This window comes from Pseudomonas sp. PA-7-1E (assembly GCF_021605325.1).
In the GTDB taxonomy this organism is placed as follows: Bacteria; Pseudomonadota; Gammaproteobacteria; order Pseudomonadales; family Pseudomonadaceae; genus Aquipseudomonas; species Aquipseudomonas fluorescens_BV.
In genome coordinates, this window is sequence record NZ_WKFA01000032.1 from 20,689 (window position 1) to 35,436 (window position 14,748).

13 protein-coding genes are annotated in these 14,748 nt (G+C 59.7%); 5 read left to right on the forward strand and 8 right to left on the reverse strand.

Translation table 11 applies throughout. From position 1 onward, the window contains the following. Positions 1-39 precede the first annotated feature (39 nt). From GIW79_RS19190 to GIW79_RS19210, 5 genes are all read right to left on the reverse strand, one after another. Positions 40-807, reverse strand: a complete 768-nt coding sequence (locus tag GIW79_RS19190) for an SDR family oxidoreductase (protein WP_034126013.1) — start codon at positions 805-807, stop codon at positions 40-42. 21 nt (positions 808-828) lie between these two features. Then, positions 829-1,896, reverse strand: a complete 1,068-nt coding sequence (locus GIW79_RS19195) for a phosphotransferase family protein (RefSeq protein WP_236455313.1) — start codon at positions 1,894-1,896, stop codon at positions 829-831. 129 nt (positions 1,897-2,025) lie between these two features. Next, complete coding sequence (locus GIW79_RS19200) at positions 2,026-2,979, reverse strand: 2-hydroxyacid dehydrogenase (protein ID WP_054921312.1); 954 nt, start codon at positions 2,977-2,979, stop codon at positions 2,026-2,028. 144 nt (positions 2,980-3,123) lie between these two features. After that, entirely contained in the window at positions 3,124-3,558 is a 435-nt protein-coding gene (locus GIW79_RS19205) for a hypothetical protein (RefSeq protein WP_054921314.1), read from the reverse strand. Between the two features lie 53 nt (positions 3,559-3,611). Then, positions 3,612-4,112, reverse strand: a complete 501-nt coding sequence (locus tag GIW79_RS19210; protein WP_034126009.1) for a DUF4822 domain-containing protein — start codon at positions 4,110-4,112, stop codon at positions 3,612-3,614. 552 nt (positions 4,113-4,664) lie between these two features. Here GIW79_RS19210 and GIW79_RS19215 point away from each other — a divergent pair. Next, entirely contained in the window at positions 4,665-5,942 is a 1,278-nt protein-coding gene (locus GIW79_RS19215) for a serine/threonine transporter (RefSeq protein ID WP_236455674.1), read from the forward strand. A 218-nt stretch (positions 5,943-6,160) separates the two neighbouring features. Here the strand turns inward: GIW79_RS19215 and acnB are convergent, their stop codons facing one another. Further along, positions 6,161-8,770 carry a bifunctional aconitate hydratase 2/2-methylisocitrate dehydratase gene (gene acnB / locus GIW79_RS19220; RefSeq protein ID WP_003190828.1) on the reverse strand — a complete coding sequence of 870 codons (2,610 nt, stop codon included), beginning with the start codon at positions 8,768-8,770 and terminating at the stop codon, positions 6,161-6,163. 395 nt (positions 8,771-9,165) lie between these two features. Between acnB and GIW79_RS19225 the strand changes: the two genes are divergently transcribed. Then, positions 9,166-9,636 carry a DUF1289 domain-containing protein gene (locus GIW79_RS19225; RefSeq protein WP_032892118.1) on the forward strand — a complete coding sequence of 157 codons (471 nt, stop codon included), beginning with the start codon at positions 9,166-9,168 and terminating at the stop codon, positions 9,634-9,636. A gap of 130 nt (positions 9,637-9,766) precedes the next feature. Here GIW79_RS19225 and GIW79_RS19230 read toward each other — a convergent pair whose 3' ends face one another. Then, on the reverse strand, positions 9,767-10,630 hold the full coding sequence (locus tag GIW79_RS19230; RefSeq protein ID WP_236455684.1) for a universal stress protein: 864 nt from the start codon (positions 10,628-10,630) through the stop codon (positions 9,767-9,769). 149 nt (positions 10,631-10,779) lie between these two features. Between GIW79_RS19230 and GIW79_RS19235 the strand changes: the two genes are divergently transcribed. Then, complete coding sequence (locus tag GIW79_RS19235; RefSeq protein WP_032892116.1) at positions 10,780-11,382, forward strand: tRNA-(ms[2]io[6]A)-hydroxylase; 603 nt, start codon at positions 10,780-10,782, stop codon at positions 11,380-11,382. On the opposite strand, the gene GIW79_RS19240 is transcribed toward GIW79_RS19235, so the two are convergent. After that, positions 11,338-12,537 carry an MFS transporter gene (locus GIW79_RS19240; RefSeq protein ID WP_197901288.1) on the reverse strand — a complete coding sequence of 400 codons (1,200 nt, stop codon included), beginning with the start codon at positions 12,535-12,537 and terminating at the stop codon, positions 11,338-11,340. The two genes, GIW79_RS19235 and GIW79_RS19240, sit on opposite strands and share 45 nt — an antisense overlap. A 157-nt stretch (positions 12,538-12,694) precedes the next feature. On the opposite strand from GIW79_RS19240, the gene GIW79_RS19245 reads away from it, so the two are divergent. Both GIW79_RS19245 and GIW79_RS19250 read left to right on the forward strand, forming a co-directional pair. Next, on the forward strand, positions 12,695-13,402 hold the full coding sequence (locus GIW79_RS19245; RefSeq protein ID WP_014718339.1) for a response regulator: 708 nt from the start codon (positions 12,695-12,697) through the stop codon (positions 13,400-13,402). After that, the gene (locus tag GIW79_RS19250; protein ID WP_034126004.1) at positions 13,403-14,680 is read left to right on the forward strand and encodes an ATP-binding protein; all 1,278 of its coding nucleotides are present in this window, start codon (positions 13,403-13,405) and stop codon (positions 14,678-14,680) included. It begins immediately after the preceding gene. The last annotated feature ends 68 nt before the right edge of the window (positions 14,681-14,748 follow it).

Here is a 14,748-nt window from a genome sequence, read left to right on the forward strand (position 1 = left end):
AACAGGCGAGCCCGTTCGCCACCGACAGTGCCGGTGGCTTCAGGACAAGAAGCCACCGTCCACGTTGAGCGAAACGCCCGTGGTGTAGCTCGATGCGTCACTGGCCAGGTACAACACCGCGCCAGCCATTTCGCTGGGGTCGGCCACGCGCTTGAGCGGGATCTGCGCCAGGGCAACTTTCAGGATCGAATCGTTCTTGACCAGTGCGGAGGCGAACTTGGTATCGGTCAGGCCCGGCAGCAGCGCGTTGCAACGGATACCGAACGCCGCGCACTCCTTGGCGAATACCTTGGTCATGTTGATCACGGCGGCCTTGGTCACCGAGTAGATGCCCTGGAATACGCCCGGCGAGATGCCGTTGATCGAGGCCACGTTGATGATGCTGCCGCCGCCGTTCTCGCGCATCAGCTTGCCGGCTTCCACCGACATGAAGAAGTAACCACGGATATTCACGTCAACGGTCTTCTGGAATGCGCCCAGGTCCGTGTCCAGTACGTTGCAGAACTGCGGGTTGGTAGCGGCGTTGTTGACCAGGATATCCAGGCGGCCGAACTGTTCACGAATGCCGGCGAACACCTGGGTGATCTGCTCCATTTCACCAATATGGCAGGCAATGGCCGTGGCTTTGCCGCCCTCGGCGATGATCGCATCGGCCACGTGCTGGCAACCCTCCAGCTTGCGGCTGGAGACGATCACATGGGCGCCTTGCTGGGCCAGCAACTTGGCGATGGCTTCACCGATGCCACGGCTGGCGCCGGAAACAAACGCAATCTTGCCATCGAGGTCGAACAGGTTGGTCTTGGACATGAGGGTTCCTTGTAGTTGCACTCAGAGCGCTGATTTGCCGATGACATTCAGGCTCATCTGCTCCAGCAGTTTGTTCATGTGGATGAACTGCGCGAAGCGTTTGTCCTGGGTCTGGCCATGGAAGAAACGGTAGTAGATCTGCTGCACAATCCCGGCCAGACGGAACAGGCCGTAGGTGTAATAGAAATCGAAATTGTCGATCTGGATGCCGGAACGCTCGGCGTAGTAGTCGACAAACTGGCGGCGGGTGAGCATGCCGGGGGCGTTGCTCGGCTGGCGGCGCATCAATTGCACCGGCGCCGGGTCTGCGGCCTCGATCCAGTAGGCGAGGGTGTTGCCCAGGTCCATCAGCGGGTCGCCCAGGGTGGTCAGCTCCCAGTCCAGCACGCCGATGATCTGCATCGGGTTGTGCGGGTCGAGGATCACGTTGTCGAAGCGGTAGTCGTTGTGCACGATGCTGGAGGTGGGGTGGTCGGCAGGCATCTTGTCGTTGAGCCAGGCGCGTACCGCCTGCCATTTTGGCGCGTCGGGCGTCAGGGCTTTTTCATAGCGCTCGCCCCAGCCGCGAATCTGCCGTGCCACGTAGCCTTCAGGCTTGCCCAGGTCGGCCAGGCCGCAGGCGTGGTAGTCGACCTGGTGCAGTTCGACGAACTTGTCGATAAAGCTCTTGCACAAGGCTTCGGTGCGGGTAGCGTCCAGGCCCAGCTCAGCCGGCAGGTCGGAACGCAGGATGATGCCGTTGACGCGCTCCATCACATAGAACTCGGCGCCGATCACCGATTCATCGGTGCAGTGCATATAAGCCTTGGGGCAGTACGGGAAGCCATCTTTGAGCTGGTTGAGAATGCGGTATTCGCGGCCCATGTCGTGGGCAGACTTGGCCTTGTGCCCAAATGGCGGGCGACGCAGCACGAATTCCTGGTCGGGGTATTCCAGCAGGTAAGTCAGGTTCGACGCGCCACCAGGGAACTGGCTGATTTTGACGGTACCGCTCAGGCCCGGAATATGAGCTTTGAGGTAGGGATCGATCAGGCTGGCATCAAGTTCTTCGCCTGGGCGAATCTGGGTCGATTGGTCGTTCAGCGCCATGCTTATCCCTTCTGCTTATTCTAAAGGCCTTGGACTATTTCCTAATCTAATGCGCATAGCCGCCCAGCGACAAGGTCGGGGCGGTTTAATAGGTTAGCGTGTTGAAGGGTGATCAGCGTGCCTGATTGGTCATTTTGCGGGCGCTGGCAAGGCCACCGGTGTAAGCACGGGGCGGCCGGCAAAGTATTCCACCAGATTATCAGCGACGCGCTGCACCGTGTCATGGGCCGCTTCCGGGGACAGGCCGGCCACGTGGGACGTCAGCACGGTATTGCTCAGGCGCTTGAGGGCATCGGGCACTGCAGGCTCATCGTCAAACACGTCCAGCGCGGCGCCGCCGATGCGGCGCTGCTCCAGCGCGGCGACCAGGTCGGCGGTCACCACTACGCTGCCGCGCCCGATGTTGACCAGAAAGCCGTGCGGCCCCAGGGCGTCCAGGGCGTGACGGTCGATCAGGTGACGGGTGCTGGCACCGCCGGGCGTAGCCAGCACCAGGAAATCCGAGGTACGCGCCAGCTCGACAGCCGTCGCACAGTAGGTGTAATCCACGTCATCGCGGGGTTGGCGGTTGTGATAACTCACCTCCATGCCGAACCCCAGGGCGGCGCGCCGGGCAATCTCCATCCCCACCGCACCCAGCCCGAGAATCCCCAGGTGTTTACCGCTCAGGGAAGGGCGCATCACTTTCGGCCATTCGCCACGCCGCACCGCTGCATCCGTCTGGGGAATGCCACGCACCAGCGACAGCAGCAGCGCCATGGCATGGTCGGCCACCGACGGCGCATTTACCCCTGCACCGTTGGTCACCACGATCCCACGATTGCTCGCGGCCTGCAGGTCCACGTGTTCGTAGCCGGCACCGATCACGCAGATGATTTCCAACAACGGCAGTGCCGCGATTTCATCGGCGTACAACCCCAGCGGGCCACGGGTCAGCACGGCCTTGATCTGCCCACCGTGCAACTTGATCGCCTGAGCGCGTTCGACGGGCGTCGGCGCCAGAATCACATGAAAGTCATTGCTCTCGATGATTTGCAGGTACTCGTTGATGGTTTCAACCAGGACCAGAACGGTGGTGGGCATGGGGCAGCTCTCCGGTGAGTTCGATGCTCTGAGTATGCTGCATTTTTGTTGCGCGAAATGCCGAGGACCCGAGAAAGCGCGACTGATTTTGCGAAAGGTGCCAGCGTCTCGGCGAGCGGGAGACGCTGTTTGCACGCGGGCGAATTATTTAGCGGGTGCAGGCTTGCGCACCTTGCTCTGTTCGGCCGCTACGATGTCCATGTAATCGTAGGTAGGAAAGAACTCTGTCCTGAAGGGGCCCCATGCAGAGCGTTCGATGGCGAGATTGACCTCCCGCAGGCGCGAGGCGGGGAAGCGTAGAACGATGACGTGGCCGATCCCCATGGCGATGGTCCAACTGACGATCTCTACCCCTTCAGGAGGGAATACTTTAAAGAGTTCCTGTTCGGTGAGTTTTGTTCTTATTTCGTTCAAGTTGCGAGATTGGTCATGTTTGAGGAAAACGGTCAGCAGCACCGCATTGTCAGCGCTGATGGCGACAGGTTTTCCTGATGTGGAAGCCTGCGCATGAAGGCCGCCTGAAACAAGGGTAGAGAACAATAAAACAGACGCCAATAAAGGCTTTAATAGCGTTTTCATTGAGTGAGGCCTTTTATGAGTATTGTCGCTACTCGTGGGGTGAGTGTTGAGGGTTAGTGGGTGGGGGTGGTTTTTACTGATCCGGTATAGGGCGCATGAACCACATGTATTCGAACAAGAGGGTTGGCGTCGATCATGTCGCGCGGCACTTCACGAGAGTAAGTGAATTCCTGATTGTTCAACGTCTCAAGTTTTCTGACGATGGTTCTCGTTGCACCTTTATCGGGTATCAGGATATGGTTTTTCCTGTCCCCTGTTACCATGAAGTAACCGCCGCCGCCGTTGTCATATTTTGATAGCCCGGTATCGGTGTAGAAAAATTCGTAGCGATTACGCTCAGGGTCCCACGCTGATATTCCAACGACACCTGGGTACTTGTCCTTTACATCGATCTCTGGGGCGCCCTCTATATAAACTTTTGTCGTCAGCCAGCGGGGGGATGTGCCCAGGGCACTTGCGTCGGAGTTTTCTACTGCCGGTTGTGCTTGGCTGGCCAATGGGCTGAGCATTCCGGTGGCAAGTATCAGCGAGAAAATAAGGTTGTGTTTTTTCATCAAGTCGCTCCTGGCGAGTGAGGTTTTTAATTCTGCTGTCGTGGGTTTAGAGGACTTTGTTTTTTTGAGCTGAGCTGGAATATAGACGTGATAGGAGGGGCTCTCAATGCTTGGGAAAACCCTTGCAACAAAACCCGCAATAATTAGAGTTTCAGTCCAGATGCGCTGATTAACTGTCTGTAAGAACTTTCTTATATGTGAGGGTGCGTAACTTTAATTGATGTTGGGTTTCTGTCAGCGGCTTGCCACTGGAGAACTTTGAATGACTGGATTTGTTTAAACACAGCTTCGCCGGCCTTGCCTGATCGACCCTCCCAATGCCACGCCGGCAGGGGGGCTCGTGAGGTGGGTAAAGGCGGTGCGCATCTGGCGTTGACTCAACTGAGCTGCCCATGGACCGCCTTCCAGGCTTTGCACTGCATTGCCGTTCCTCAGCTAAGTCTTTGCTTATTCACAAGAATCCCGGACAATCGCGCCCCTGTTAAGGTCAGGGCGCTGCCTGTCAGGTTTTTCTGACTCGTCCTGGCCGTGTGAATGCGGAGATCCGACCGGATGAATGATCAGGCCAATAGCGTCGACGAACGCTATGCAACGACACCTGCAACGCTCACAAGCTGGAGCCGCCAGGACACCACCTGGATGCTCGGGCTGTTCGGTACCGCCATTGGCGCCGGTACTTTGTTCTTGCCGATCAACGCGGGCCTGGGGGGCTTCTGGCCGCTGGTGATCCTGGCGTTGCTGGCCTTCCCGATGACGTTCTTTGCCCACCGTGGGCTGACCCGTTTCGTGCTGTCCGGCCGCGAAGGTTCCGACATCACCGACGTGGTTGAAGAGCATTTCGGTATCAAGGCCGGTGCACTGATCACCTTGCTGTACTTCTTTGCGATCTTCCCGATCCTGCTAATCTACAGCGTGGCGCTGACCAATACCGTCAGCAGCTTCATGGAGCACCAACTGCACATCCTGCCGCCGCCCCGGGCGATCCTGGCGTTTGTATTGATCCTCGGCCTGCTCGCCGTTGTGCGCTGCGGTGAACAGGTGATCGTCAAGGCCATGAGCCTGATGGTGTACCCGTTTATTGTGGCCTTGCTGTTCCTGGCGGTGTACCTGGTGCCGCACTGGACCGGCGGCATTCTCAGTACCGCCAGCGAAGTGCCGGCACCGTCGGCGTTGCTCAACACGCTGTGGCTGGCGATTCCGGTGATGGTGTTTTCGTTCAACCATTCGCCGATCATCTCGGCCTTTGCGGTGGACCAGAAGCGCCAGTATGGCGCTCACGCCGAGGAGCGCAGTTCGCAGATCCTGTCCCGCGCGCACTTGCTGATGGTGGCGATGGTGCTGTTCTTCGTGTTCAGTTGCGTGCTGACCCTGTCGCCCGCGCAGTTGGCGGAAGCGAAAGCGCAAAACCTGTCGATCCTGTCGTACCTGGCCAACCACTTCGATAACCCGACGATTGCCTTTGCCGCACCGTTGATTGCGTTCGTGGCGATTGCCAAGTCGTTCCTGGGCCACTACATCGGTGCAAGCGAGGGCCTCAAGGGCCTGGTGGTCAAGACTGGCCGCCGTCCGGCACCCAAGACTCTGGACCGCATGACCGCCGCCTTCATGCTGGTGGTGTGCTGGATCGTCGCCACGCTTAACCCGAGCATCCTTGGCATGATCGAGACCCTGGGTGGGCCGGTGATTGCGTCGATTCTGTTCCTGATGCCGATGTACGCCATCCGCAAGGTGCCGGCCATGGCCAAGTACCTTGGGCAGGCGTCGAATGTGTTTGTGACTGCAGTCGGCTTGGTTGCCATTACGGCGTTGGTGTATTCGCTGGTTGCTTGAGCCCTGATGCGGTCTGTCTGACTGCACAGCTCTAAAAGTGTGGGAGCTGGCTTGCCTGCGATAGCTATCTGTCAGTCATTACATTCATGACTGATACACCGCTATCGCAGGCAAGCCAGCTCCCACATTTGTTTTGCGGTGGTATTGACGTTGTATCCCAGGCATAAAAAAACGCCGCGTACCTTGCGATACGCGGCGTTCTTCACATCAACACACCGTTAAGCTTGAATCACCGGGATGTTGGCGCTTGCTGCGATCTTGCGGAACTCGGCGATCTGGTCGAAGTTCAGGTAGCGGTAGACGTCACTGGCCATGGTGTCCAGTTTCGCTGCGTAGCCCATGTACTCTTCGACTGTCGGCAGGCGACCCAGAGTGGAGGCGACTGCCGCCAGCTCAGCCGATGCCAGGTAGACGTTTGCACCATCACCCAGGCGGTTCGGGAAGTTACGGGTCGAGGTAGACACGACGGTGGAGTTCGGCTCAACGCGTGCCTGGTTACCCATGCACAGCGAGCAGCCTGGCATTTCCATGCGTGCGCCAGCCTTGCCGTAGATGCCGTAGTAGCCTTCTTCGGTCAGTTGGTGAGCGTCCATCTTGGTCGGCGGCGACAGCCACAGACGGGTAGGCAGCTGGCCCTTGACCTGCTCCAGCAGCTTACCGGCAGCGCGGAAGTGACCGATGTTGGTCATGCACGAACCGATGAACACTTCGTCGATCTTCTCGCCAGCGACGCTGGATAGCAGACGGGCGTCGTCCGGGTCGTTTGGCGCGCAGAGGATCGGCTCGTTGATTTCCGACAGGTCGATTTCGATGATTTCGGCGTATTCGGCGTCGGCATCGGCTTCCATCAGCTCCGGGTTGGCAACCCAGGCTTCCATCGCTTGGGCGCGACGTTCCAGGGTGCGTGCATCGCCGTAGCCTTCGCCGATCATCCAGCGCAGCAGGGTGATGTTGGAGTTCAGGTACTCGGTGACGGACTCTTTGGACAGCTTGATGGTGCAACCGGCAGCCGAACGTTCAGCCGAGGCGTCGGACAGCTCGAAAGCCTGTTCCAGCGTCAGGTCGTTCAGGCCTTCGATTTCCAGGATGCGGCCAGAGAAGGCGTTCTTCTTGCCTTTCTTTTCTACGGTCAGCAGGCCAGCCTGGATCGCGTAGTAAGGAATGGCATGAACCAGGTCACGCAGGGTGATGCCAGGCTTCATCTTGCCTTTGAAGCGCACCAGAATCGATTCCGGCATGTCCAGTGGCATTACGCCAGTGGCTGCAGCGAACGCGACCAGGCCAGAACCGGCCGGGAACGAGATGCCCATCGGGAAACGGGTGTGGGAGTCGCCACCGGTACCGACGGTGTCCGGCAGCAGCATGCGGTTCAGCCAGCTGTGGATGATGCCGTCGCCTGGACGCAGCGATACACCGCCACGGGTCATGATGAAGTCAGGCAGGGTGTGGTGGGTGGTCACGTCGATCGGCTTCGGGTAAGCCGCGGTGTGGCAGAAGGACTGCATCACCAGGTCGGTCGAGAAGCCCAGGCACGCCAAGTCTTTGAGTTCATCACGGGTCATTGGGCCGGTGGTGTCCTGGGACCCCACGGTGGTCATCTTCGGCTCGCAGTAGGTGCCTGGACGAACGCCTTTGCCTTCTGGCAGGCCACAGGCCTTGCCGACCATTTTCTGCGCCAGGGTGAAGCCTTTGCCGGTGTCGACAGGCGCTTCAGGCAGCTTGAACAGGTCGGTCGGGCCCAGGCCCAGCTCAGCGCGTGCCTTGTCGGTCAGGCCACGGCCGATGATCAGCGGGATACGGCCGCCAGCACGGACTTCGTCCAACAGCACTGGGGTCTTCATTTCGAAGGTGGTCAGGACTTCGTCGGTGCCGTGCTTGCAGACTTTGCCAGCATGCGGGTACAGGTCGATCACGTCGCCCATGTTCATGTTGGTGACGTCGAATTCGATTGGCAGTGCGCCGGCATCTTCCATGGTGTTGTAGAAGATCGGAGCGATCTTGCTGCCGAAGCAGAAACCGCCGGCACGCTTGTTCGGCACGTAAGGTACGTCGTCACCGAAGAACCACAGTACCGAGTTGGTCGCTGACTTACGCGACGAGCCGGTACCGACCACGTCACCCACGTAGGCGATCGGGAAGCCTTGGCCGCGCATTTCTTCGATCTGCTTCATCGGGCCGGTCTTGCCTTGCTCGTCCGGCACAATGCCTTCGCGAGCCATTTTCAGCATGGCCAGGGCGTGCAGCGGGATGTCAGGGCGGGACCAGGCGTCAGGCGCAGGCGACAGGTCGTCGGTGTTGGTTTCGCCGGTGACCTTGAAGACGCGCAGGCTGATCTTGTCGGCCAGGGTAGGGCGGTTGCGGAACCACTCGCCGTCAGCCCAGGACTGGATCACGCCTTTGGCGTGCTCGTTGCCGTTGCGGGCTTTTTCGGCGACGTCGTGGAACGCATCGAACATCAGCAGGGTGTGCTTGAGTTGGGCGGCTGCGACGGGCGCCAGTTCGGCGTCGTCCAGCAGCTCGACCAACGTCACGATGTTGTAGCCGCCTTGCATGGTGCCGAGCAGTTCAACAGCGCGTTTCTTGTCGATCAGGGGGGAAGTGGCTTCGCCCTTGGCCAGGGCAGACAGGAAACCGGCCTTGACGTAAGCGGCTTCGTCAACGCCTGGTGGAATACGGTTGGTGATCAGGTCAACGAGGAATTCTTCTTCGCCAGCCGGAGGATTTTTCAGCAGCTCGACCAGGCCTGCGGTTTGTTCGGCGTTGAGCGGCTGGGGAACGATACCCAGTGCTGCACGCTCTTCGATATGTTTGCGGTAGGCTTCAAGCACAGTTATTACCCTCATCAGTGGTCCCACGGGACGCTCATCCAGAAATGAACGGCACGCATGCGCTCGGGGGCTTTTTGGGCCGCAAAGCCAGCGCTGCCGGCATTCCTTACAGAAGCTGCTTTCAAAGTTTTACGCCTGCAGAACGGAGCTGATGAGGGTTGGCGCGGGCTCTGACCTACCGGGTCGAACCTGCGCCAACACCGTTCTGAAGGAACGACTGTGCTCGTGACGCTTTGAAAACAGCTTCCAGCGGATTATTGGCGCCTTACAAGGCCGGGTGATTCTACGGCAAAAAAAATCTAAAGGTAAGTTGCCTGCTCAAGTTTGCTGGGTGATCAACCTTAGACAAAGGGCTAACATGGCGCACTGTTTCGCTGATTTGCGTGTTGCTGCCCATGCCCAACCAAACCATCAAGACCCCCTGCGTCGGCCTGTGCTCCACGGTCTACGGCGATCTCGTGTGCCGTGGATGCAAGCGCTTCCACCATGAAGTGATCCAGTGGAACGGCTATAACGAAGAAGAAAAACGCGCGGTCTGGCTCAGGCTTGAGCAGCTGTTAGTGCAGGTCATGGCCGGTAAAGTGGAGGTTTTCGACCCCAAGACCCTGCGCGGGCAGTTGGAGCAACGCAAGATTCGCTTTGTGCCACACCAGTCCGAGTATTGCTGGGCCTACCAGTTGATCGCCCGTGGGGCCCGGGTGATCAATAACCTGGAAGCCTATGGCATGGTGCTGTTGCCGGAGTTTCGCGACTGGGCGCTGCCTGAACTGCGCGATGCCATTGATCGCGAGTTCTTTATCTTGTCCGAGGCGCATTACCAGCGCTATATCGCGCCGGGGTTCTTGAAAGATGCGCTGGGTAACTGACTGGCGAGGTCAATGTGGGAGCTGGCTTGCCAGCGATAGCGGTGTGTCAGGAGCAAATGCGCCCGCTTACCCACCGCAATCGCAGGCAAGCCAGCTCCCACATTTGATCCACATTGCCTGAAGGTCGGTGTCAGGGCTTGGTCGCCAGCTCTTCCAGATGGTCCATGAGCGTCTGCGGTTTGAGCACCAGCACATCGCTTTGCACCGCATCCAGCACCACTTCTGCGGTATTGCCGATCAACGCGCCGGAAATCCCCGTGCGCGCCACCGTGCCGATAATGGTCACCGCCGCCTGCAACCGATGGGCGATATGTGGGATCAGCACATCGGCCGGGCCTTCCTCGATATGCAGATGCCTGTCGTCCACGTCGAACTCGGCCTGGAAGGCCTTGCATTGCTCGCGGTAGCGCGCCTCAATGGTTTCCTTGAGCTGAAAGGTCGGGTCTGCCGCCGACAGCATGGGCGAGGGGTGAGCGCTGATCACATGCAACTGCGCTTTGGCGAGGCTGGCGATATCAAAGCCATGGTCGATGATCGAATTGTGCAGCGAGCGGTGTTCGCCGTCGGCGTTGCCCACGTCGATGGCCGCCAGGATCACGCCGCCCGCCCAGGGGGTGGCGGTCTTGACCAGCAACACCGGCGTTGGGCAGTAGCGCAGCAACTTCCAGTCCGCCGGGGTCAGCAGGGCTTTTTTCAGAGGGTTGTCGGGGAAGTGCTGTTTGATCACCAGGCCACAGCCTTCGGCTTGCTGCACATCGATGATGGTTTCATGCAGGCTGTCGTTCCAGGCCTGCTCGGTGGTGACGCTGTAGCCGTCTTCTTTCAAGCCTTCCTTGAGCAGGCTCAGCAGCGCCGAATGCTCGTGCTTCTTGTCACAGACCAGCAAGTGCAGGTGCGCGTCGGTGACTTTGGCAATCAGCTTGGCACGCTTGAGGGCCAGGCTTTCCGAATGCTCGGCCTCGATGACCACCAGGATGCTGCGGATGGCTTGCATGGTCGGGATCTCCAAAAGGGCAGGCGTTGGATAACTATAGTTGCTGCTACGCAGCCGTCATGTTGATACACATCAAGGCCGGTGGCTGGTGGTCTGCGGCGGGGTCGGTATAATCGGCGCCCTTTTGTGATCCTTTGCCCGTGAGCCCGATGAACCTGCCCGAAATCCATGAATTCCTCGGCTGCCGCACCCCCGATGCCTGGGTCCAGGCCGCGTTGGCCGATCAGGAAACCCTGCTGATCGACCACAAGAACTGCGAATTCAAAGCCGCCAGCACCGCCTTGAGCCTGATGGCCAAGTACTACGGCCACGTTGACCTGATCAACATGATGTCGCGCCTGGCCCGCGAAGAGTTGGTGCACCACGAGCAGGTCATGCGCCTGATGAAAAAGCGCAAGGTCGAACTGCGTCAACTGCACGCCGGCCGTTACGCCTCGGGTTTGCGCAAGGTGGTGCGCAGCCATGAGCCGGTCAAGCTGGTGGATACCCTGGTGGTGGGGGCCTTTATCGAAGCGCGCAGTTGCGAGCGGTTCGAAGCGCTGGTGCCGCATTTGGACGAAGAACTCGGCAAGTTCTATTTCGGCTTGCTCAAAAGCGAGGCGCGGCACTTCCAGGGCTACTTGAAGCTGGCATACCAGTACGGCGACGCCAAGGATATCGCCCAGGTGATCGAGCGGGTACGGGCCACCGAGCAGGACCTGATCGAATCACCCGACGTCGAGTTCCGCTTTCACAGTGGCGTGCCAGCCTGAGGCCACGGCCACACCGATCAAGGCGGTGATCCCGGTCAGCAGCAGGATCACCGTTGGCGTGCCCAAAGGCGCTGCCAACACGGCAATCATCAAGCCCGCCAAGGGCTGGGCCAGGTTGTTGAGCAAGGTCATCACGCCAACGGTCTTGCCGAAGTCCTGCACCGGAATCACCCGTTGGCGGGTGCTGCGCAGGTACACGTTGAACATCTTGTCGAAGCCGGTCAGCAGCAGGAACCCCACCGTGTAGGCCCACACGCCGGGGCTGAGCGCGGTGATCAGCGCGCCGACGGTGATCATCGAGTACGACAACCCGCCCAGTACCTTCAGCTTCAGTGATGAATGCGCCAGGTAGAACAGAATCGCGATTGTCACCAGCGCCCCGGCGGCTTGCAGCAGGGCATAGGCGTCTTTGCCCGCTGCGTAGTGGCCGGTGACCATGGCAGCCGAGGTAGCCAGCGTCACGCCGACCATCAGGTTCACACCGACCGCCAGGACGATGATGCGTTTCAACTCCACCCGGTTGAGGATGTGGCCAAAAGCGGTGCGCAGGGGTTGCAGCCAGTTACCCGGCTGTTGTTCATGGATGTGCAGGTCCACCGTGGTGTTGCGCTGCCAGATCAGCATCGCCAGGTCTGCCAGCACAAACAGCGCGGCGACGCCCAGCACTACCCATGGCCACGCCCAGACTTCCAGCATCAGCGCCGCCACCAATGGCCCGAGCACCAGTCCGCCCTGGTCGGCGATCTGCGAATAGGACAAGGTCTTGGCGTAGGTGTACTGCCCGAAGATATGCGGCATCACCACTTCCCGCGCCATGATGCCCTGGGTGGTCAGCACGCCGCACAACGCGGACAGCATCACCAGCCAATGGATACCGTCGAACAGCCCATACAGCGCCATCGCCACCACGCAGGCCAGGGCCCGATACACCTGGCTGATATGCAGGATACGCACCGGTGAAAACCTGTCGCACAACGCCCCGCACACCGGAAACGCCAGGTAGCGCGGCAGTGACTCGACAAAAAATGCCAACCCCGCCCACGACACGCTTTGCGTGGTCTGGAACACGATCAGTGGCACGATAAACAGCAGAACCTGGTCGGCCAGCCGTGAAAGGAACAGCGAAATGAAGAACGCCAGGTAATCCTTGCGCATGGAACTCCCTGTCAATGGCGTTAAAAACTGCAGGCTATTTGTTAAAAACTCTTAAAAGCATGAAGCTTCTTCGCTGGGGACTGGTCAGCCACCTCTGTCGGCCAGCTTGCCACCTATAATGGCCCCATTTCAATCCGCGCATCCACACTGAGAACTTATGGAAAACCTGGGTCTGGGCAAGGTCCTGCTCGTTGAGGACGATGAAAAGCTGGCAGGGCTGGTCTCGCATTTTCTGTCGCAGCATGGTTTCGAGGTACGGGTGGTGTACCGGGGTGATGAAGCCTTGGCGGCGTTCCTGGATTTCAAGCCGAAGATCGTCGTGCTCGATCTGATGCTGCCGGGTCAGAGCGGGCTGCATGTCTGCCGCGAGATTCGCAACGTGTCGGACACGCCCATCGTGATCCTCACCGCCAAGGAAGATGACCTGGACCATATCCTTGGCCTTGAGTCCGGTGCTGACGACTACGTGATCAAGCCGATCAAACCGCCGGTGTTGTTGGCGCGCCTGCGTGCGCTGCAGCGCCGTCAAGTGCCCGAGCCCACCGTGCGCGGTGCCCTGGAATTTGGCCGCTTGTCGATTGATCGCAGTTGCCGGGTGGTCCGCCTGGGCGGCGAGACCATTGACCTCACCACCATGGAATTCGAGTTGCTGTGGTTGCTGGCCAGCAGCGCGGGCAAGATTCTCTCTCGCGACGACATCCTCAACCGCATGCGCGGCATTGCCTTTGACGGGCTGAACCGCAGCGTAGACGTGTACATCAGCAAACTGCGCGGCAAGCTCAATGACAACCCCCGCGAGCCGGTGTGCATCAAGACCATCTGGGGCAAGGGCTACCTGTTCAACCCGTTCGCGTGGGAGGTGTAGATGCTGCGCTTGTACCTGCGCCTCTATTTGATTCTCGCGCTCGGCCTGGCCGGGTCGATCTGGCTGGTCAACTTCGGCCTGGACGCTTACATGCCCGAGTCCAACGAGACCTATAACCGTGAAGCCCTGCGCGGCCCGGCCTGGGCCCTGGTGGAACAGTTGCGCCCCGTGCAGGCAGAGGCGCGCCAGGCACGCCTGGACGAACTGCAACCGCATTACGGCTTGCGGCTCGAACTGGTGCAGCGCGACACCCAGGATTTGAGCGAACGGGAACAGAAACTCCTGGCGGCTGGCCAGGTGGTGGTGCGCGAGGACTTCATGAAATTTCTTGCGCCTATCGACGACGGCCCGCAACTGCTCGAAATCAGATTGCCGGAGGAACCCAAGTGGTTGTACCTCTGGGCCTACGCTTTCCTGGGCGTGAGCCTGGCCATCGTCCTGTATTTCTGGGTGCGTCCACACTGGCGCGACCTGGAGCACATCCGCCTGGCAGCGCAACGTTTCGGTGACAATGACCTGGGCTCGCGCATCTTGTTGCCGACTCGCTCCACCGTGCGTTCACTGGCCGGGCACTTCAACCAGATGGCCGAGCGCATCGAAGGTTTGATCGCCAACCAGCGCGAACTCACCAACGCGGTCTCCCACGAATTGCGTACGCCGATTGCGCGGCTGTCATTCGAGCTGGACCAGCTCAGGCAGCAGAGCGACCCACGGCAAAGCCGAGCATTGATCAACGACATGTACGCCGACCTCGGTGAGCTGGAAGAAATGGTCTCCGAGCTGTTGACCTATGCCAGCCTTGAGCCAGGCGCGACCCAGGTGACTCGCGAGCAAATCGAGGCCCACAGTTGGCTCGACAGTGTGATCGGCAGCGTGGCCCTGGAGGCCGAAGCGGAAGGGGTGCAGTTGTCGTTGCGCACCTGCGAGGTGGACGTTATCCAGATCGAGCCACGCTTTATGGCGCGGGCCGTGATCAACCTGCTGCGCAACGCGATTCGTTATGCCGATCGTCGCGTGGAAGTGTCGCTGGTCAAGTTTGGCAGCGGTTACGAAGTGCGGGTCAACGACGATGGGCCGGGAGTACCGCTGGAGGGTCGCACCAAGATATTCGAACCCTTCCTGCGCCTTGACGCCAGCCGCGACCGCCGCACAGGCGGATTTGGTCTGGGCCTGGCGCTGGTCAAGCGTGTCAGCCAGTGGCATGGCGGGCAGGTGGAAGTGCAGGATTCGGAGTGGGGCGGGGCGTCGTTTCGAATGACGTGGGCCTATGCAGAGTAAGGGGGCTTGCCCCAATGCCATCCTGTAGGAGCGAGCTTGCTCGCGAAAAGCCTCAACGATAACGCGTG